General features: G+C 66.7%; 14 protein-coding genes and 7 pseudogenes. 13 read left to right on the top strand and 8 right to left on the bottom strand.

Annotated elements, in window-relative coordinates:
• Positions 1 to 171 precede the first annotated feature (171 nt).
• Positions 172 to 1,062: an aminoglycoside phosphotransferase family protein gene (locus ABZ725_RS51065; protein ID WP_358809212.1), complete on the bottom strand. Its 891-nt coding sequence runs from the start codon at positions 1,060 to 1,062 to the stop codon at positions 172 to 174.
• A 777-nt stretch (positions 1,063 to 1,839) separates the two neighbouring features.
• On the opposite strand from ABZ725_RS51065, the pseudogene ABZ725_RS51060 reads away from it, so the two are divergent.
• A pseudogene (locus ABZ725_RS51060) lies at positions 1,840 to 2,283 on the top strand (phosphotransferase); the annotation flags it as partial.
• A gap of 131 nt (positions 2,284 to 2,414) precedes the next feature.
• On the opposite strand, the pseudogene ABZ725_RS51055 reads toward ABZ725_RS51060, so the two are convergent.
• Positions 2,415 to 2,696 (bottom strand): annotated as a pseudogene (locus tag ABZ725_RS51055) (leucine zipper domain-containing protein); the annotation flags it as partial.
• A 71-nt stretch (positions 2,697 to 2,767) separates the two neighbouring features.
• A complete protein-coding gene (locus ABZ725_RS51050) occupies positions 2,768 to 3,133 on the bottom strand; it encodes a VOC family protein (RefSeq protein WP_358809211.1) in 366 nt (121 codons plus the stop codon).
• Positions 3,134 to 3,225: 92 nt separating this feature from the next.
• Here ABZ725_RS51050 and ABZ725_RS51045 point away from each other — a divergent pair, with 92 nt between their 5' ends.
• Positions 3,226 to 4,191, top strand: coding sequence for a WYL domain-containing protein (locus ABZ725_RS51045; protein ID WP_358809210.1), 966 nt, complete (start codon positions 3,226 to 3,228; stop codon positions 4,189 to 4,191).
• 10 nt (positions 4,192 to 4,201) lie between these two features.
• Here the strand turns inward: ABZ725_RS51045 and ABZ725_RS51040 are convergent, their stop codons facing one another.
• Entirely contained in the window at positions 4,202 to 4,747 is a 546-nt protein-coding gene (locus ABZ725_RS51040) for an ATP-binding protein (RefSeq protein WP_358809209.1), read from the bottom strand.
• A 493-nt stretch (positions 4,748 to 5,240) separates the two neighbouring features.
• Between ABZ725_RS51040 and ABZ725_RS51035 the strand changes: the two genes are divergently transcribed.
• The 5 genes and pseudogenes from ABZ725_RS51035 to ABZ725_RS51015 all read left to right on the top strand — a co-directional run.
• Entirely contained in the window at positions 5,241 to 5,630 is a 390-nt protein-coding gene (locus tag ABZ725_RS51035) for a hypothetical protein (RefSeq protein WP_358809208.1), read from the top strand.
• A gap of 787 nt (positions 5,631 to 6,417) precedes the next feature.
• Positions 6,418 to 8,925: an FG-GAP-like repeat-containing protein gene (locus ABZ725_RS51030; protein ID WP_358809207.1), complete on the top strand. Its 2,508-nt coding sequence runs from the start codon at positions 6,418 to 6,420 to the stop codon at positions 8,923 to 8,925.
• A 301-nt stretch (positions 8,926 to 9,226) separates the two neighbouring features.
• A complete protein-coding gene (locus ABZ725_RS51025) occupies positions 9,227 to 9,373 on the top strand; it encodes a hypothetical protein (RefSeq protein WP_358809206.1) in 147 nt (48 codons plus the stop codon).
• Positions 9,374 to 9,781: 408 nt separating this feature from the next.
• Positions 9,782 to 10,153, top strand: a complete 372-nt coding sequence (locus tag ABZ725_RS51020; RefSeq protein ID WP_358809205.1) for a hypothetical protein — start codon at positions 9,782 to 9,784, stop codon at positions 10,151 to 10,153.
• Between the two features lie 121 nt (positions 10,154 to 10,274).
• Positions 10,275 to 10,566: pseudogene (locus tag ABZ725_RS51015) on the top strand (transposase); the annotation flags it as partial.
• Between the two features lie 1,247 nt (positions 10,567 to 11,813).
• Here ABZ725_RS51015 and ABZ725_RS51010 read toward each other — a convergent pair.
• Positions 11,814 to 11,948: a hypothetical protein gene (locus ABZ725_RS51010; protein WP_358809204.1), complete on the bottom strand. Its 135-nt coding sequence runs from the start codon at positions 11,946 to 11,948 to the stop codon at positions 11,814 to 11,816.
• Positions 11,949 to 12,491: 543 nt separating this feature from the next.
• On the opposite strand from ABZ725_RS51010, the pseudogene ABZ725_RS51005 reads away from it, so the two are divergent.
• The 3 genes and pseudogenes from ABZ725_RS51005 to ABZ725_RS50995 all read left to right on the top strand — a co-directional run.
• Positions 12,492 to 12,899: pseudogene (locus ABZ725_RS51005) on the top strand (IS5 family transposase); the annotation flags it as partial.
• Between the two features lie 183 nt (positions 12,900 to 13,082).
• Positions 13,083 to 13,565: a hypothetical protein gene (locus ABZ725_RS51000; RefSeq protein WP_358809203.1), complete on the top strand. Its 483-nt coding sequence runs from the start codon at positions 13,083 to 13,085 to the stop codon at positions 13,563 to 13,565.
• Positions 13,566 to 13,569: 4 nt separating this feature from the next.
• Entirely contained in the window at positions 13,570 to 15,276 is a 1,707-nt protein-coding gene (locus tag ABZ725_RS50995) for a M4 family metallopeptidase (RefSeq protein WP_358809202.1), read from the top strand.
• 51 nt (positions 15,277 to 15,327) lie between these two features.
• Here the strand turns inward: ABZ725_RS50995 and ABZ725_RS50990 are convergent.
• Positions 15,328 to 15,507: pseudogene (locus tag ABZ725_RS50990) on the bottom strand (transposase); the annotation flags it as partial.
• A 119-nt stretch (positions 15,508 to 15,626) separates the two neighbouring features.
• Between ABZ725_RS50990 and ABZ725_RS50985 the strand changes: the two are divergent.
• Both ABZ725_RS50985 and ABZ725_RS50980 read left to right on the top strand, forming a co-directional pair.
• Positions 15,627 to 15,893, top strand: a pseudogene (locus ABZ725_RS50985) (ISAzo13 family transposase); the annotation flags it as partial.
• A gap of 262 nt (positions 15,894 to 16,155) precedes the next feature.
• Positions 16,156 to 16,338 (top strand): hypothetical protein, encoded by a 183-nt coding sequence (locus ABZ725_RS50980; RefSeq protein ID WP_358809201.1) that lies wholly within the window; start codon positions 16,156 to 16,158, stop codon positions 16,336 to 16,338.
• Between the two features lie 19 nt (positions 16,339 to 16,357).
• Here ABZ725_RS50980 and ABZ725_RS50975 read toward each other — a convergent pair.
• Both ABZ725_RS50975 and ABZ725_RS50970 read right to left on the bottom strand, forming a co-directional pair.
• Positions 16,358 to 16,724 (bottom strand): annotated as a pseudogene (locus ABZ725_RS50975) (transposase); the annotation flags it as partial.
• A gap of 175 nt (positions 16,725 to 16,899) precedes the next feature.
• Positions 16,900 to 17,271 carry a helix-turn-helix domain-containing protein gene (locus tag ABZ725_RS50970; RefSeq protein ID WP_358809200.1) on the bottom strand — a complete coding sequence of 124 codons (372 nt, stop codon included), beginning with the start codon at positions 17,269 to 17,271 and terminating at the stop codon, positions 16,900 to 16,902.
• Positions 17,272 to 17,354: 83 nt separating this feature from the next.
• On the opposite strand from ABZ725_RS50970, the gene ABZ725_RS50965 reads away from it, so the two are divergent.
• The gene (locus tag ABZ725_RS50965; protein ID WP_358809234.1) at positions 17,355 to 18,263 is read left to right on the top strand and encodes an NAD(P)-binding domain-containing protein; all 909 of its coding nucleotides are present in this window, start codon (positions 17,355 to 17,357) and stop codon (positions 18,261 to 18,263) included.
• Positions 18,264 to 18,404 lie beyond the last annotated feature (141 nt).

Below are 18,404 nucleotides of genomic sequence, written 5' to 3'. Positions count from 1 at the left end.
CCCACAGCGTGGCGTCCTCCATCGCCAGCCGGTGGGGACGGCCCTTGAAGTCGAGCTCCGGTGGCGCGGAAGGCTGCGGAACCCCCGTCCGGGCCGCCGGAACGGACGCTGACGCGTCGGACGTGTCCGCCTCGCCCGCTTGCGTTCTCGTCGTCTTCTCGCGTGGTGCCGTCACGCGAACACCCCCTCGACGAGCCGGTCCAGGGTGCGCCGGCCGCGTGCGGTGACATGGGGGTCGTCGAGCTTGGGCCCCCAGACCAGGCAGCTCACCGCGTCGAGCGCCGCCAGGCACTTCAGCGCATGCTGCTCCTCGGGCAGGAGGTCACGGCCGTAGCCCTGCAGGCACGCGGCACGCAGGTCGGGCCGATCCGCCCACGTCGTGCAGGCCATGAACACGAAGTCCTGCACCGCGGCCGCGAACCGGGCCCTCTCGAAGTCGACCCACCCGGCCTGTCCCAGGTCCTTCGACCACAGAAGGTTGCGTTCCCAGGCATCGCCGTGGATGAAGGCGAGCGGCAGCGGCGGAAGGCCGCGAAGCTGCCCGGCCAAGTCGCGCACCAACTTCTGCTCCGCCGGAGTCACCCGGTCCCCGGCCTCCCGCAGGTGCCTTTCGGCGCCATCCGCTGCGGAGCGCAGTGCCTGCTCGGCCTCGGCACGCCGGGGGCCGGACAGGTCACCGGCCGCGTGGAGTCGGGCCAGCAGGGCGCCGCCTTGCCGGTAGGCGCGGGCTTCCGCGGCGGGCGTCAGCGTGAGCTGGTTGAGCGGCCGTCCTGGGACCGAGGTCAGGAGCAGGGCCAGGTGTTCCGCGCTGGAGGCGCGCAGTTGCGGCGCGCGGCCGGCGCCCAGTGCCGGGACCGCGTGGCGCAGGGCGAGGGTCTCGCGCTCGTACATCAACGGGCGCGGGGACACTTTCAGGAAGAAGCGGACGTTGCCTGGCAGGGAGAGCTGAAAGACACGGGAGTTCTCTTGCGGGTGTGAGGCGTCCTGGACGGACGGCCGGGCGCCGAGTGCCCTGCTGGCCCACGCGAGCAGAGCGGGGGCGGGGGTTTTCGGATTGGTCATGCCCCCCACCCCGATGACGGTCGTGATGCGGAAGCGAACAGGGCCCGACGCACGTCGACCGGACGCCGGAAGGCGGTGGCCTCAACCGCCTGAGCGGGGGGATTCTCGAACACGGGGTGAAGGGCGGTAAGCAAGCGGACGGGATTCACGGATTCTCCTCGGTAGTGGGGGATCGGGCAGAGCACCCGGACAACGCCCTGATCACAGGCGCGATACGGGCAACCTCGGGCGACTGGTCGAGTGCAAGTTCGATGCCGGGTGCAGTGGGCAAGAGCTGCCGGTCTGAGCGCAAGGCACCTGCCCGTTCGATTCACCCCTCAAGGCGACACCGGCACGGCTGGAGCCCGAGCGGGGGATTGCACGACGGCATTGACGGCACTGGTCTCCTTCGGCGGGGTGTGCATGTGCTCTGCGGAAGGCACCTTCGCCCACGCCACTGACAATCAGCGGGGGACTACACCGTGATCCGGACAATCCGAGCCGACGGTGCGATCCCGGTCAGCCGCGCCGGTGCGGGCCGATGACCTGGGGCGAAGCCGGAAGAAAGGATTCTCGAACTATCGAGGCACGGCCCGGAATTGGGCGCTCGTCAATGTGGCTTGAAGTGCCGTCTGACCAGGGAGCCGACCGGAGCGGCGTACCTGTGAACGGGCCCGCCTGCGGCTACCATCAGCACCTTCGAGGCCGGGGTCCGCGCCGGTGGCGTTCGCGCACTCGCTGACGGCCAGTGGTGAGGCGCGGACAAGCTGGGTGGGAGGGCGTGAACAGGCGTGATGAGTGGAGAGCCACCTGCCGAGATCGCCCTTACCGGGGGGCGCATGGCCTTCGGTGTGGTCCGGGTGGGCAACACGGTGCGAAAGCCGTCGAACGATTCGTCGCCATTCCTTGCCAGGCTTCTCAAATTGCTGGAGGAAGAGGGTTTTCAGGCCGCGCCGAAATAACCTCGGCCAGGCTGACGGGTGCGACATCCTCACGTTCATTGAAGGGGATGTTCCCGCACGCTTTCGGGCGTGGTCGGACGGGCAGGTGCAAGCCGCCGCCGTACTGCTCCGACAGTTGCACGATGCCACCAGCGGAAGCGAACTCGCCGGCCACTCTGAAGTCGTGTGCCACCACGACCCGGGTCCGAACAACTACGTGTTTCGAGGCGACACGCCCGTCGCGCTCATCGACTTCTCCGAGGCCTCACCCGGCCGCCGGCTCGAAGATGTCGGGTACGCCTTATGCAAGCGGAACATGTGTCCCAGTGTTCTGTGTCTCAGTGATTGGCCGGCGAGCCAGCTGCCCTGCGCCAGAAGCTTCGGTGGACCCAACCCATCTGCAGGTCGGGTCCACCGCGCGCCGATACTCACCAGTTTGTCGGTGATCCGTTGCGCGGACCAGTTGTGCTCGCGGCGCCAGGACTCGATCTGCTCGATGACCCATGCTGGACTCGCGTTCGGACTCCGGTGCGGACTCGACGGCCGGTCGTGCAATCCCGCATCACCGTGTAGCCGCCGGCGATTTACCCACTTGCCGGCGCATGCGCGAGAGATGCCCATCTCAGCGGCGACGTGGGCGATGGGACGTGTCCGGCACCGCTTCACGAGCCGCCTACGGCCCTCGACGCTCAGGGGCGCATTCGCGTGGGGCACTCGTCGTCCTCCCGAAGTCGGACGACGGCAGGCGCGACACCCATCGTGCGCGCCTGCCGCATTGCGGCCTTTCAGTCCCGCGGTGCGACGCGGATACGGTTCCCGTCAGGATCGGCTGCGAGGAAGGTCAGCCCGAACCCCGCATCATGAGGCTCGCGCAGGATCGTGACCCCCTTGGAACTCCACTGCTCAAAGATCGCGTTGAGCTCGTCGGGTCCACCGTCGATGGCCAGGCACACCTCACTGGTGCGCGGGACGTCCGGTGACAGATCCTCGAACTGGCCGGACCACACACCGAGGTCAGCGCCTGGCCCGAGGTCGAAGGTGATGTATCCCGAAGTCTCGAACGAGGGGTTCATGCCGAGGAGGTCGCCGTAGAAACGAGCTGCGGCGGGAGCGTCGTTCACGTAGACGATGGACACGACGGATCTGGTCATGGTTGTTCCTTCTCCCAGGTCGTAGGTACGCATCCACCAGCCTGACCGCGATATGCGCCGCATCGTGTCGCAATTCCTGAAAAAATTGGTGGGTGACCCCAGACCGCTTCTTCACCCTGATGCTGCTCCTCGAATCGAGGGATGCCGTGACCACACAGGAACTCGCCTCAGCGCTCGGGGTGTCCCTGCGAACCATCAACCGAGACCTGAACTGGCTCCGCGACGCCGGTCTGCCGGTGACCGCACACCGGGGCCGCCTCGGAGGCGTGACCATGCTGCCCGGGTCCGGGCTCGACCTCACGCGACTCACACCGGGCGAGCGTGATCATCTGTCGCTCACCGGGCTGGATGAGAAGCAACGTGCGGAGCTCAACGCATCGGCCGAAAGCAGGCGCGCGCTCTCCAAGATCGTCGCTACACAGCCACGTCGAGTTCATGAGCTCTTGCCGCTCACCGACGTAGTGCACGTGGACAGCCGTCCCTGGCGTCAGGCACGAGCTTCCGGCACGACTCCGGCTTCGCTGATCGGCCCAGTGCGGCGAGGCCGCCGGCTACGGATCGAGTACGACAGCCCACGCGAGTCATGCCCACGCGACCTGGTCGTGGATCCCTACGGGCTGTTCGCCAAGGCCGGCATCTGGTACCTCGTCGCCGACTGTGCCCGAGTGCCACGGATGTACCGACTCGAACGGATCACGACATGGAAAGAAGTCGACCAGCCACGACGGATCCGCGAGAGCCAGACCCTGGCCACCGTCGCTGCAGCGCTCATTGATCAGTGGGAGCACAACCACGCGATAGAGGTCAGCGCCACCATCGACCAGACCCAGATCGAGCGAGCGCAACGGATCTTTGGCCTACGACTCGTCCCGGACGACCATGAAGAATCCGCCACTGGACGCAAGGTGACGATCCGCTTCCTGCATCTGGAGGACGTGCGAGCACTACTGCCGTTCGGGAGCGCCATCACTGTGCACGGCCCCACCGAGGCCAGGGCTCACCTCCGCGACCTCGCCACCCATCTTGCCCACCACTATGCGCCGTCACCAACGTCCTGACCCGCAACACCTAGCTGTCGGTGCACGAGGGCCAGTGGTCTACCGCCCACTCCGACCAGCCCGGCCAGCCCGCCGGCGGGCTGGGAATCTCGCCGCCATCGAGTTCGGCGGCGTCAGGCACCTGGAACTGCTCCCGCCATTGGTCTACGTCGGCCTCGCTCATCGGAAACGTCTGATGCGGTGTCGTCGCCTGACGATGCGCGATGCGGGCGAGCTGGACGTCCTTGTCCACGGGCACGTAGACCACCTGGCATGCTGCCCCGGCCGACCGTGCCAGCCAGCGCAGTGCCGACCGTTCATCGCGGCCCCACAGCCCATAGTCGAGCACGACGCTGGTCCCCAGCCGCAGCGCCTGCAGAGCGACCGAGATGAGCCGCCCTTCGAGCACCCAACGCCTGCCGTCGGCCATCGAATCGCCAAACAGCGGGATCATCCAGTGATCTGGGGTCAGCCGCAGCGCCCGGTGCGTTGCGGCGAGCTCTTTGGCCCGGGTGGTTTTCCCGGCTCCGGGGAGCCCGACCATCAGGAACAGGGTGGCGACACGCGGGTCCTGCATGACGAGGGGCCCGGCTGCATTCGGGCATGGGAATGGGTTTTCGTACTGTGAATGGAAACGCTGCGGCTGAGACATGACTCCCCTGATCAGGCAGGATGGCCCGGCAGCACAGAAATAAGCGAGTGGCTGCCGGCAGGACACTGATCCGGCGGTACGTCTCGGCACTGGCCCCGGCAGGGGGCAGCAATGAGGCCGCGGTTACAGCAACCTCGGGTACCGCCGCTAAGCGGCGGTCCGGGTAGTCATGGGGCAGCACATGCCTTCACCATATCCGACAGCGTCGGCGGAGTCGGCAGCCGACCCTGCCAGGGACGGATATCCGTTCTGTGCGAGGCTGTCAGCACCGGAACCAGCGTTCGTACTGTTCAGCGGGCATAACGGACTCCGTCACTGGTCGGCTGGCGGTGCTGCCCGCTGTACACAAAAACGATCTTGGACACCCTCTTTCTCGTCTCCGCAGGCACCCCTTGGACCACACCACCAGGAGGAACCAGTGTCATACCCGCAACTGCTCACCCCCGAGGAGAAGCTCGCCGACGCGAAGAAGCTGTTGAGCCTCCCGCGTATCGTCGTGATCTGCGGCTCCACCCGCTTCATGACCGAGATGAACGAGGCCGATCTGCGGGAGACCAAAGCCGGAAAGATTGTCGTCAAACCGGGCTGTGACATGAAGTCGCCGCACGAACTTTGGTCCGATCCTGTCGAGGCCGAGGCGCTGAAGGTTCGACTCGACGATCTGCACCGGGCGAAGATCCGGCTCGCTGATGAGGTGCTCGTAGTCGGCGACTACATCGGAGACAGCACCCGAGCCGAAATCGCCTACGGCCGGTCGCTGGGCAAGCCCGTGCGGTTCACGCACCCCGAAGTCGACCCCGACGCCTGACCGCCCGCTGCCACCTCGACAACCACGGCCGGCAGCCCGCCGCCCACCCCACACCCTCCGCAGGCATCCCTTGGAATTGATCATCTAGAGCACCGTATCTACGTTGCACTCCCTCCGGAGCGAAAACACTGATGGAGGGCGGCCTTCCTCGATTCCCAGGGCCAGCGTCGGACGAGGACAGGCGGACATGTCTTCGAGTCCTTCACCGTGACGCACGCGTTCCGCTGCTGCATGGTGAGAAGCGCCAATCAGGCATGCATTTGGGTCCTCCACAATGCGTGCCCGAGTCGCCGCTTGAGCCGACGCGTCTGCTCTGCACCGCCAACTAAGGCGTGGCGCTGGGGTTTGTCCAGCTGTTCCTCGACGGCAGGCTGCTGGTCACGCTTGGACCCGCTGTCCGTGTCGCGATTCATTCACGCCAGCTTCTGCATTGGGCGATGGCTACGGCACGGTCGTGCCCTCGGCGCAGCTGCCCTGCCGTCGGCAGGGCAGCTGCGCCGCTTCGCCCTGGGGAATCCGTTCCGATCGTGCATCAGCGCATCCTGCTGGCGGCCGAACGAGATCAGCTTCGGGGCGCAACAGAGCATCAGGCGCCACGGCAGCGCGAGTGGCGGCCGGTAGGCGCGGAAGGGTCGTGGTCTTGGCGCGGACGAGGGCCAATCACAAGCCAGTTGGCGGAATGCCCACGCGATCCCCCAGGAAAAGGCGAGCGGAGACCGATCAAGAGGTTGGTAAAATTTCGCTCACTTGTGCGAGGACTTTGATCCTCGCGGGGGAGGACAATCACATGGGCAGAACCGCCCTGTCACGCGCCAGACTCACAGCCGCGATCTCTTCGGTGACGCTCGCGGTCGCGGGTGTCACGCTGCTTCCGCCGACGGCCGCCGCGGCGCCGGTCGCGCCCTGGACAGCGCCCACTGCCATCACCGGTACGAACGTTGAAGCATCCGTGAAGGACGTCGTGACCGCCGCCGACGGGTCCGCCGTCGCGCTCTGGAACCAGTTCACGACAGGCTACGAACGCAAGCTGTACGCCGCCGTACGCCCGGCCGGCAGCGACGTCTGGGGCACGCCGACCCTGTTGGCGACCACCCCGACGGAGGGCGGCGGAATGACGCTGCACGCCTCCGCGGACGGCACCGTCACCGCCGTCTGGTGGGAGTTCCCGGCCCAGACATCGCCCTATTCCGGCCGCAATGAGTCGCGGCTGGTCAGTTCTGTGCTCGCGGCCGACAAGTCCGGCTGGTCGGCCCCCGCCGAGCTCGTCGGTACCGACGCGTCTTGGGGCGACGGCGGCATCGACGTCGCCGAGGCGTCAGACGGCACGCTCACCGCGGCTTGGGGCAGCAGGGCCGACAGCTCCTCCAGGTGGGAGGTGAGCGCCGCGACCCGGGGTGCCGACGGCAGTTGGTCGGCACCGGTCCGAGTCAGCACTGCGGCGGTGGACGGGGCTCACGCCTCGGCCCCGAGCGTCGCCGTCACCGCCGACGGCACCGCCGTCGTGGTCTACACACAGACGGCCGGTGAGTCCATTCGACTGCACGCGGCCTCCCGGGCGGCCGGCTCGGCGGAGTGGAGCGCATCTGTCGCCGTGACCGGCACGTATTTGTCCGGCGGAGCCCCGCAGGTAGCGGCAGCGGGCGACGGGTCCATGACGCTCGCCTGGACCGCCAGGGACCAGTCCCAGTCCCAGGCCATCCTCACCGCTGCCCGCACCCCCGAGGGCGCCTGGTCGCCGGCCGATCCGCTGACCGCCACGGAGCACCCGGTCGGGACCCCCGAGCCCCTGATCGCACCCGACGGCGACGTCACCCTCGTCTGGGTCGACTACGCGGCCGTCTACGACACCCGCACCGCCACCCGCGACGCGGACTCCGGTGCCTGGTCGGCCGTCCAGACGCTGTCGACCGCGTACGTGCCAGAGCAGTACGACGCCGTCATCGGCGACGACGGCACCGTCCACGCCCTGTGGACCCAGGAGAGCGGCACCGGACGCGTGCTGATGGAGTCCGTGCGCAGAGACGACGCCTGGAGTACGGCCACCGCACTCCCCGGTTCACAGAACCCCTTCGTTCGCGGCCAGGTCTCCGTCGGCGGTGATGGCACCGGGACGGCTGTCTGGACCGGCACTGCGAACGGCGTGGACCGGCTGTACGGCTCCCGGACTGCCTGGCCGGCGCTCGCCGTCGGCAGCTCCAGCATCCCGGCGACGGCGCCGCTGAAGGGCACCACCGGAGCCAGCGCCGCCTGGGCGCCGACCTGGCAGCTCAGCAGGCCCGCCTCCACATGGTCCGTGATCCTCACCGACCCGGCGGGCCGGACCGTCCGAACACTCACGGGCACGCCCGACGGCGGCATGAAGGCAGCGGCAAGCTGGAACGGCCGTACGACGTCCGGCACGTTCGCCCCGAACGGCCCACTGACCTGGACTCTGCGCGCCACCCAGGAGGGCGCGGCCTCGTCCGTGACGCTGGCCTCCGGCACGGTGACCGTCACCGGCGGCGCGGCCGCCGCTCGTGACTTCGGCGGCGCATCGGCCACCCCCGACGGCACCGGCGACCTGCTCACGCTCGACTCCGCCGGCACGATGTCCTTCATGCTCGGCAAGGCGTCCACCGGAGCGTTCTCCGGAAAGGTCGCCGGCAGCGGCTGGGCCACGTCCACCAGAGCAGTACCGCTCGGCGACCTGAACGGCGACCGCTGCAACGACGTCCTCGTCCGGCTGAGCAGCGGGGCGGTGCGCCTGTACAAGCCGGGCTGCAACGCGCCTCTGAAACCGACGACGCCGTACACCACCCTGGCCGCCAGCGGCTGGAACCAGTACGACGTGCTGACCTCGCCCGGCGACGTCACCAAGGACGGGCGCCCCGACCTGATCGCCCGCAACGCCACGACTGGCACCGTGTACCTCTACAAGGGCACCAGCGCAGGCAAGTTGTCGGCCCGCGTGAAGCTGTACGACAACTGGAAGACGTACAAGAAGGTCGTCGGGGTCGGGGACCTCAACGGTGACGGCGTCGCAGACCTGATCGCCCAGGACAAAGCCAACAACCTGTACCGCTACCTCGGGACCGGCAACGGCGCCTTCTCCGCGAGGGTGAAGCTGTTCGCCAACTGGGGTGGCACATACAACGCTGTCGTCGGCGTCGGCGATCTCAACCGCGACGGCAAGGCCGACATCGTCGCGCGGGACACGGGCGGCAACCTCTACCGCCAGAACGGGAACGGCAAGGGAACGTTCGGCGCACGGACACTGATCGCGAAGGGCTGGGGCGTCTACAAGGCACTGTCCTGAACCGCATCGCTTCGCTGTCCGGGCCGCCCGGCACTTCGACCCGGGCGGCCCCTACCCTCTGCCGACAGGATGCCGACGTACGGAGAATGCGCCTGCTTCGAACGCCGATCCGATCCACGGAACTCGGCTACTTCCACCCGGCCGCATACCATTCGGAGGGGGCGAGTTGGGGAAGGCTGGTACCCGATTGTCCCTGCTTAGCCGTAATCAGAAATCGCTGGGGCCATGACAACCCGTGTCAGCAGGTATCCGGCCCGTGCAAGAACTTCTGTGAGACGGCCTGAGAGGAGCGGGGGAGAAGATGACGCTGAGGATCTGGCAGCCGGTGTCCGACGAACCGTGCGACAAAACCGCACCGCACGCCGCGCACCGCAACTGGCGCGGCGCCGAGTGCGGCGTCTGCCCCGGCGTCCCCGCCGCCAAGACCCGCCGCGAGCCGACCTCATGACCGCATCCCAGGACCTGCATGAAGCGGGGAGCGGCGACCGCACCACCGCGGCCTGCGAAGACGGCTGGTTGCAGGACCTGGTCAGGGAGCTCAAGCGGTCGATGCCACCCGGAGGACTCCTTGGCCTCGACCTGGCCGCCGACGAGGACTTGCTGCAGCTGCGCTACCTGCGGGTCTCCATCGGGCACCGCGGCGACGGCCACGCCACCCGCGTGCTGGCCCGGCTCTGCGCGGAGGCCGACGCCCGCGGCCTGGTCCTGGCGTGCACCCCCACCGACGAGTTCGGCGCCGACCGGACCCGCCTGGAGGCCTTCTACCGGCGTCACGGTTTCGCCCCCGCCGACCCGGCACACCGGCTGTCCGAGCACACCTGGCAGCGTCCCCGCATGACGACCGAGGAGTCCGCTCATGACGTCGAGCGAACTCGTCCCCACTGTCGGGTCCGGCCGCGCCACGGCTGTCCGGCGTCGCCGCCGCGCCGAGCCGGACATCGTCTCCGCCGTCGGCGAGCGGATCTCGGCGTCGGCCGCCCGCAAGCTCACCAATGCCGTGCCACGCAGCTCCCGCAACGCCCGGGCCAGCCGCTGGCGTTCGTACGCCCTGTGGTGCGCCACCTACGACTGGGCCGAGGACGAGCCCAACGCTGTCCTGTCCTGCCTTGGCGACCGCGGGCACCCCGCGAACTCGATCGAGGCGCACTTCAGCACCCTGCGCGCCATCCAGGGCGAGCCGCTGTCCGACAAGGAAGTCAAGGCCTGCCAGCCGCGTATTCGTGGCTGAGCCCGACGGACATCGTCCCAGAGCTACGCTGCCTGGCGCTGACAACCTGCGAAGGCGGCAGGCCGTGCCAGAAGGCACTACGACACCGTTTCTTATGGCGGGCGTCTTCGTTGTGCAGGGCATGACGAATCTTGTTGAGCGTCTGGTGCCGGACGGGTTGTGGTTGCTGTTCCGGCGAGTGGTTCCGTCGACGCAGGTCATACGTTCGCAGGGCGGCGGGCCGGTGACCGCCAATGCCTGGCGGCGATCATCTTCGTGGCCACCTCGGGCTGCACCTGGCGACAGTTTCCGCCGGTGTTCGGGCTGGCCTGGCCCACCGTCTACCGGCGCTTCGCCCAGTGGAGCCGGAACCGGGTCTGGGCCAGACTCCACCGGATCCTTCTGACGAGCTCGGCGCCCGCAGTGAGCTGGATTGCCCCGCACAGAGCCTGAGAGAAGGCGGTGCGGGGCTCTCTCGTGAGTCTGCGGCCGGTACAGGCTCCAGGAGCCGCCTGTACGGCTCCGCCGTGCCGTACGGGGGAGCCGGACCTACCGTGAATTCATGCCGAACGTACACGGTGAATACACAGCCGCAGAGCAGGCTGAATACGAGCCTGAGCTGTGCCCGGAGCGCGGAAGTCCCCGGAGGGTTGAGAGGTGGTTCCGCTCCAACCCCAACGACCCAGGGGAGCCCCGCTACGTGCCCGGCCTGACTGAGTGCACCGACGCCGAGTGCCCCCGCAACAACCGCTGACCGGATGGCTCCAGCTCGTTGCCGACAACGCTCCAGCGGCCTGCTCCTGGTGCTTGTCGGCAAGGGTTCGAGCCTTGATCGTCAGGTAACCGTCGGCTGTCCGATTATGATCATGGTCTGTGCAGGTAAAGGCCGTGTCTGACGCGCCGTCGGCTGATGGGCTGTACGGCCCTGTGAGCCGCTGTCGTGGGCGAGCTGGTGCCCTGCGCCTACATGGAGTGAAGCCCCGGCAGGAGCCGTCACAGGCTCTCCAGGGGCGGGCAGGGATGGGGCATGAGTGATCCCGACTGGGTAGCCCGTTGGACAGCAATCGGCGTGGGGGCGGTGACGTCCGTCAACGTCTTGATCTCCGCCAAGACCTACCGCCGTACACGGCCAAGCGTCGAGCCAGTGCTTGAGTACGCGAGTTGGCTGGTGAGTTCACCGTGCGGTTCCTCAACCGAGGGGCTACCGCTATCCACGTGGAACAAGTTGAGCTTCAAGCTACCCCTCGCGTTTACTCTTTCTGGGACACAAGACACCATCTCTACGTTGACCTTGAGCTCCCCGAACCGCTCGAAGTTCCTCCTCTTAACGGTAAGAAGTGCCAGGTCTCCGTGGACGTCTCTGAAGCGCTTCCTCGGCTTATCAGTCTCACGCCCCCTCTTGTGCGGGTAAAGGCGCGGCTTTCTTCTGGTAAGCGGGTAGAGAGTGAATGGCGGATCTGGGGCGAGGACAGCGATGAAGGCTTTCCGTCGGAGAAGTGACTCGCCGTTCCGTCGGAGCCCGCGCCGTGCGGGCTGGCCCGGCGGCCGGCCGGGCGCGGAGTTCTCACCTCCATATAGGCGCCGGGCCGCCGGACAGGCAGCGGATTTTCCGCTAACCAGGCAGGTCGCCGGAACTGGGCTTCCCGGACTGACGACTGCCGGTTCCAGGCGGCGGCCGTGGTCAGCCGTCGCCGCGCAGGGCGTGGCACCCGAGGTCGTGCGCCATCGAGCCGAGGACGAGGACCAACCCGGTCGTGCTCCCCGTCATCGTGGCGCTGCTGAGCCCGAACGTGTACCTGATGTCCAGCAACCTCATCCACCTCCCCTCCATCCCGCCCGGTGCGCCATCGCGGCCTGTGCCCGCACCATGCCCGCGACGGCGGGCCGATGTACTGCTCGAAGTCTGTGCCGGAGTCGCGGTGGGCTGCGATCTCGTGAACGGCTTTGATCGCTTCCCAGGCTGCCGTGAGGGCCAACGTTGGCTCGGCGTCGCCTACCTCAGTCGAAAGATTGGCGGGGAATCCGAACTGGAATCCGCCGACGCGCGCGATCTCCTGCTGCCGTCGGCCAGCCTGGCGGGCGACTCGAAGAATCCAGGAACCAGCGGATCGCCGCTGCCGGCTACATCTGGGCCTTCGCCTCCCTGACTGCCTCATCCGGCGCCAGAGCCCACTACGACCGCAGACGCACCCACGGCGACCGCCACATCTCCGCCCTGCGCAATGTCTTCAACCGCATGATCGGATGCCTCCACCACTGCCTCGACAACCGCGTCCGCTACGACGAGACCATCGCATTTCCCACCCAGCCCGAACCGGTCCTCACGACCGCAGTTTGACTCCTTAAACGCATCGGATGTCTGATCACCGACGGGCACGGCACCCCGCTCGCGGTCCTGCTGACTGGCGGCAACCGCAACGACGTCACCCAGCTGATCCCGCTGCTCGATGCGATCCCGCCCGTCCGCGGCCGGGTGGGTCGTCCGCGCCGCAAGCCCGACTCGCTGTTCGCCGACCGCGGCTATGACCACGACATCTACCGCGACCAGGTCCGCGATCGCGGCATCGTCCCGGCCATCGCCCGCCGTGGCACCCGGCACGGCACGGGGCTGGGTACTTACCGGTGGGTGGTCGAGCGCACCTTCGCCTGGCTGCACGGCTTCCGGCGACTGCGCATCCGATGGGAACGCAGGGCGGACATCCACGAGGCATTCCTCAAACTCGCCTGCTGCCTGATTATCCAGCGACAACTCGGCTCATTGTGTTAGCCGTTGTAAGGGCTCGCAGAAGAACAACTTGGAGGCGAACGGGGCGTTGGCCTGCGAGGTCAAGTCCCGAAACCACCAAGTTAATTCTCTGCGAGCCTTAAGGGCACTCTTCCGCGCAGGCCACGGGTCCGGCCATGCCTTGTCAGCGGGTGCGCGGACTTGAGGTGTGGGTAGAATGAGGGGATGGCCAGGGTTTTGGTGATCCTGTTTGACATCGGCGACACACTGGCGAACGCGGTTGTAGAGGGAGGGCGCCTCGCCCGTATAGACGTGTATCGGTTTATTCCCGATGTCCTGGCCCGGCTGCGGGCAGGGGATGAGGGTGTCTCCGTGTCACTTGGGTTGATCTCCAATACCGGCGACGAGACCGCGGAAAGAATGAACCAGGTGCTTACCGATGCCGGATTGTCGGGCCTGGTCGAACCTCACCTCTGCCTGTTCAGTTCGGTCGAAGGGCTGGACAAATCCCAGCCTGCCTTCTTCAAGCTCGCACGGGAGCGCGCCGCTGTCCCTGTCGCCCACTTCCTGTTCGTGGGTGAGAGCGCGGCGGAGAGGGCGGTGGCCACCTCGGCCGGCTTCCGGGTATCGCCCCACCCACTGCATGCGCTGCACCTCGTCGAGAGCGAGTTTTTCGCCAAACCACGCACCCTGCTCGGGAAGGAATAGCGTCATGGCCAACCAACGAACCCCAGACAACGGCCTGAGCAGCTTCTCGTTGCACACATTCGACGAGTCGTCGTCCCGCACCATCGCGCAACTGCAGGAGGAGCAAGCTGCACGTCCCGGCGTCAGGCCGGAGGGGCTCGAAAGTGAGCGCGACCTTGATCCCGAGATGGCGGCGCGTCGCTACCTCGACCAGGCCCTGGCAAGCGCGATGGTGCCATCCTTCAATGCTCCGGTGGCGAACGGAGTCACCAGCCGGTTCAAGACGATCGGCACGGAGACGATCCCGCTCACCGACACCCGCACGGTGAAGTTCCGTCAGACACTGAACGACATCCCGGTCTACGGCTCACTGGTGACCGTGGAACTCGACAAGGCCAACGATCTGGTCGGCATCGACTCAGCTCTCGGCGAGCCCCAGGGGGTTGACCCGGTCGCCACCGTCTCGGCGGGCGACGCCCTGGCAGCGGCCGCCACCGCGCCGCATGGCTATCAACCCGTTCTGGCCGGTGCGGTTCCTCGCCTGAACCAGTACTTCGACGCTACCGCGTCTCGCTGGCGGCTCGTGTACATACTCGAAGACGTACCGGTGACCCTGGACCACACGGCTGAGCTTAAGTTGGGCCAGCAAAGCAAGTTCGAGCCGCCCCGGTTGGTCGACTACGTGGTGGACGCTCACGACGGGCAAGTCGTATCCATCTTGCCGCGTACACCCAGCATGACCGCTGGTGAAGAGCAAACTGCGACCGACAGCTTCGACGTCAAGTGCACCTTCCTCGTCTCACGGCAAGGCGAAAGCCTGGTGATGAACGACCCTATCCACAACGTCCAAACCTTCGGCTTCAACTTCGGCGACCCCTCCGTCGACCGTGATCGGCTGCCGGGTGACCCCATCGCCAATCCGCCGACCTGGACACCAGGCGCCGTCAGCGCCCACGTCAACGCCGTCGCGGTATCCGAGTTTCTGCGCAATGTGTTGCGACGGGACAACATTGACGGACGAGGTGGTCCCATGCGGTCGACCATCAACTGCGTCGTCGCCGACAGCAGTCCCGGCCCCAATCAATGGATCAATGCATTCTGGGATGGCCGGCAGATGGTCTACGGCCAAGTGCTGCGTGGAGACGAACTACGCTCTCTGTCCGCCAATATTGACGTGGTGGCGCACGAAATGTTCCACGGTGTCACGGACCACACCTCACGTCTGGAGTACGCATTCCAGTCGGGGGCCCTCAACGAGTCCTACTCCGACATCTTCGGAACGATCGTCGCCAACTCGGGGAAGGAGGATCCCCGCACTTGGGACTGGCTGCTGGGTGAGAACCTCCTGCCCGGGGACAAGCCGCTCCGTGACCTGTCGGACCCGCCTCGATTCAGGCAGTCGGCACACATGGATCAGTTCCGCGTGCTGCCCAATACCCGGGCTGGTGATTGGGGCGGGGTGCACGTCAACAGCGGGATCCACAACAAGGCGGCCTTCCACTTGTTCACCGCACAGGCCGACGATGGCTCACTCAAACTGAGCCCAGCTGAGGTGGCGGCCATGTTCTATCTGGCCCTCACGCAGCGGCTGTCGCGAACCTCGCAGTTCACAGACAGCCGACGCGCGGTCGTGGCCAGCGCACGGACTCTGTTCCGAGCACTGCCCGCAAACCAGCTGACCTTCAAGGTCGCCGCAGTCGAAGCGGCCTTCGCTGCGGTCGGGATCCGCTGAACTTCGCGGCACGTTCTCTAACTGATCGTTTCAGGATGAGATACGGAGCCCTTACAACGGCTGACTCAATGAGCCGAGTTGTCGCTGGGTGATCTGGCAGCAGGCGAGTTTGAGGAATGCCTCGTGGATGTCCGCCCTGCGTTCCCATCGGATGCGCAGTCGCCGGAAGCCGTGCAGCCAGGCGAAGGTGCGCTCGACCACCCACCGGTAAGTACCCAGCCCCGTGCCGTGAAGCGCTCCGGGTCTGATGGAGGCTCCGGAGTGTCCCGAGTCGGGTGGAGTCGAGTTGCACGACCCCGCTCCTCCAACGTCACTGGGAACTGCTTGACGAGTTCAAGCAACGGCATTGTCCCGGGGCTTCGAAATGGAACAAAATAGAGCATCGAATGTTCTGCCACATCACCGCGAACTGGCGGGGGTGACCGCTGACCAGCTACCAGGTCGTCATCGAGACCATCGCCGCCACAACCACCAGGACCGGGCTGACCATCGGAGCCGAGCTCGACACCGGAAGCTACGACCTGGGCGTCAGTGTCACAGCCGCCGAATTCCACGCCCTGGCGATCACAACCAACGCCTTCCACGGCGACTGGAACTACTCACTGGCTCCTGTCCCACCTCGAACGCCAGAGGTGCTGACAGTCGGCCGCCGGATCGATCCGGACCTGACCACGATGCTCACCAATCCGGCCCTGACCGGCATGCCACGGACCGACTTCGAACACCTGGTGGCGATCTCGAAACCATACTGGGACGCCATGGCCGAGGCGGCATTCCAGCGACGGTTCCACCGCCCACGCAGCTACCTCCACCCGCAAACCAGCAGCCTGGACCACTACCCACCGACTCCTGGCAGCCATCCTGCGCCGCCGCAAAGCGGTGACCAGTACATTCCTGGCGCAGTTGCTGGGCGTCACCCGCACCAACCTGTCCAACCAGTTCCAAGACGGAAACCGGCTCCTGGACCTGCACCGAGTTGTCGTCGCGCCTCTACCCGGCTCGGCAGCCCGCACGTTGGAACAACTGCATGCCCGGATGACTCTCGTCGAGCCCCTTCACTGACAGTTATTCAATTACGGGCCCCAGCGGTGCCGGTGTACTGCCGCGACACGCAGGCCGATGCGTCGCCGTCCTTGAGGAAGCCCCGTGTCATCGATGATCAGCACGGTCGGTTTGATCGCCGCGGCCATCTTCCATGCGAGTCGGGACCGCACATGCGCCGGATCCCACGGGCTGGTGGTGATGAAGTGGGCCAGGGCCTGGCGGTTGCCGTCCTCACCCAGCCGGGCGGCCATCGGCTCCACTGATTTGCGCTGCCCGTCCAGCAACAGCCCTCGCAGATACACCCCGCCCCACCGCCGCTGATCCGCCCGCGCGAACGGCTCGAACACATCCGCCGCGAAGTGCTCCAGACGGCACCGGACCTCATCCAACTCCCCAGGTGTCACACACCGGTCAACGACACTGCCCCTCAACCGCACACGCCACCAGCGAGTGCACCTGAACAGGCACTACTAGGTGTTGCGGCGTGGGGCGCTGTTCACGCCTTTGGGTAGCGCGGTGCCCCTCAGCATTCAGCCCTCAGGAGGGGCGCGCACGCACAGGGTTGGTGGCCGGGGATGCCTAGCTGTGTGAGGTCTCGGCTACGTCGACCACTTCGGAGCCTTCACGACGTATCCGCTCAGTCCCCCAGGCGCCGAGCGGCCCGAGCGCTTGATTGAGCGCGCGCCCGTGACCGGTCAGGGAGTACTCCACCCGCGGCGGCACCTCGGCATAGACCTCCCGATGCACGAGACCGTCTTGCTCCATCTCACGCAGGTGCTGCGTCAGCATTTTTTCGCTCACTCCAGGCAGACCGCGACGGAGCTCAGCGAAGCGGCGTACACGATGGGCGTCAAGTTCCCAGAGGATCAGTCCCTTCCACTTGCCGCTCACCACGTCGAGGGCAGCGTCGATTCCACAGATGTAAGGCCCGCGTCTCGGCGCCTTCGCCATCACTGATCCCCTTACTAAAAGGTAAGTACCGCAGAAAATAGTGGGTACTTCCGAGAGTAGTGGCGCTCTCCGAGTATGGAGGGGTGAACGAACAACAGAACCGCACCACCAGGCAAGACAGCGCTGTCACCGTGATCGGACTTGGCCCGATGGGCCAGGCGATGACCCGCACCCTCCTCGCCGCCGGCCACCCGGTCACCGTCTGGAACCGCACCGCCAGTCGGGCCGGCGGCGTCGTCGCCGACGGAGCAACGCTCGCAGCGACACCTGGCGAGGCGGTCGAAGCGAGTGACCTCGTGATCCTCAGCCTCACCGACTACCAGGCGATGTACGACATCCTCGACAGCGCCACCGCATCGCTCGCCGGCCGGACGCTGGTCAACCTGAGCTCTGACACCCCCGACCGCACGCGCAAGGCAGCATCCTGGGCAGCGGGCCACGACGCCGCCTTCCTCAGCGGTGGTGTCATGGTCCCGGCGCCGATGGTCGGCACCGAGGCGTCCCATGCCTACTACAGCGGCCCCGACGAGGTGATGGAGAACCACCGGGCGGCGTTGGCACTGCTCGGCACACCGAAGTATCTGGGCGAGGATCCGGGTCTCGCCCAGATGATGTACCAAGCCCAACTCGCGGTGTTCCTCACCACCCTGTCGGGACTGATGCACGCCACCGCGATGCTGGGTACCGCAGGAATGAAGGCCGAGGAAGTGCTGCCGGAGTTGCTCTCCTCCGCCGACTCGATCGGCGACATCCTGAGGGCTGGTGAAGAGAAGCCTGGTGCCGCGCTCGATGCCGGAGAGCATCCCGGCGACCTCAGCACGGTCACCATGATGGGCGCGACGTCCGACCACATCGTCGAAACCAGCACGTCACTCGGCCTCGACCTCGCGCTCCCCCTGGCCGTGCAGGCCCACTACCAGCGCGCGATCGAGAACGGACACGGCAGCGACAACTGGACCCGCATCATCGACAGCATCCGAAAGCCGCGCTGACCAGACGCAGGACTGATGAACACACCCCCAGCCGCGACTCCGCCTACTTAGAGGCCATCTCATTTGGGGTTACCGGTAGCCTGGTTGTGTGTTGATGGTCGAACGCCTGGTACCGGACGGGCTTTGGGAGTTGTTCCAGCG

Origin of the sequence: Streptomyces sp. NPDC006872, assembly GCF_040635845.1 — a bacterium.
Taxonomy (GTDB): Bacteria; Actinomycetota; Actinomycetes; order Streptomycetales; family Streptomycetaceae; genus Streptomyces.
The sequence above is the reverse complement of the archived record's forward strand: the minus strand, read 5'-3'. Positions and strand labels throughout refer to the sequence as shown.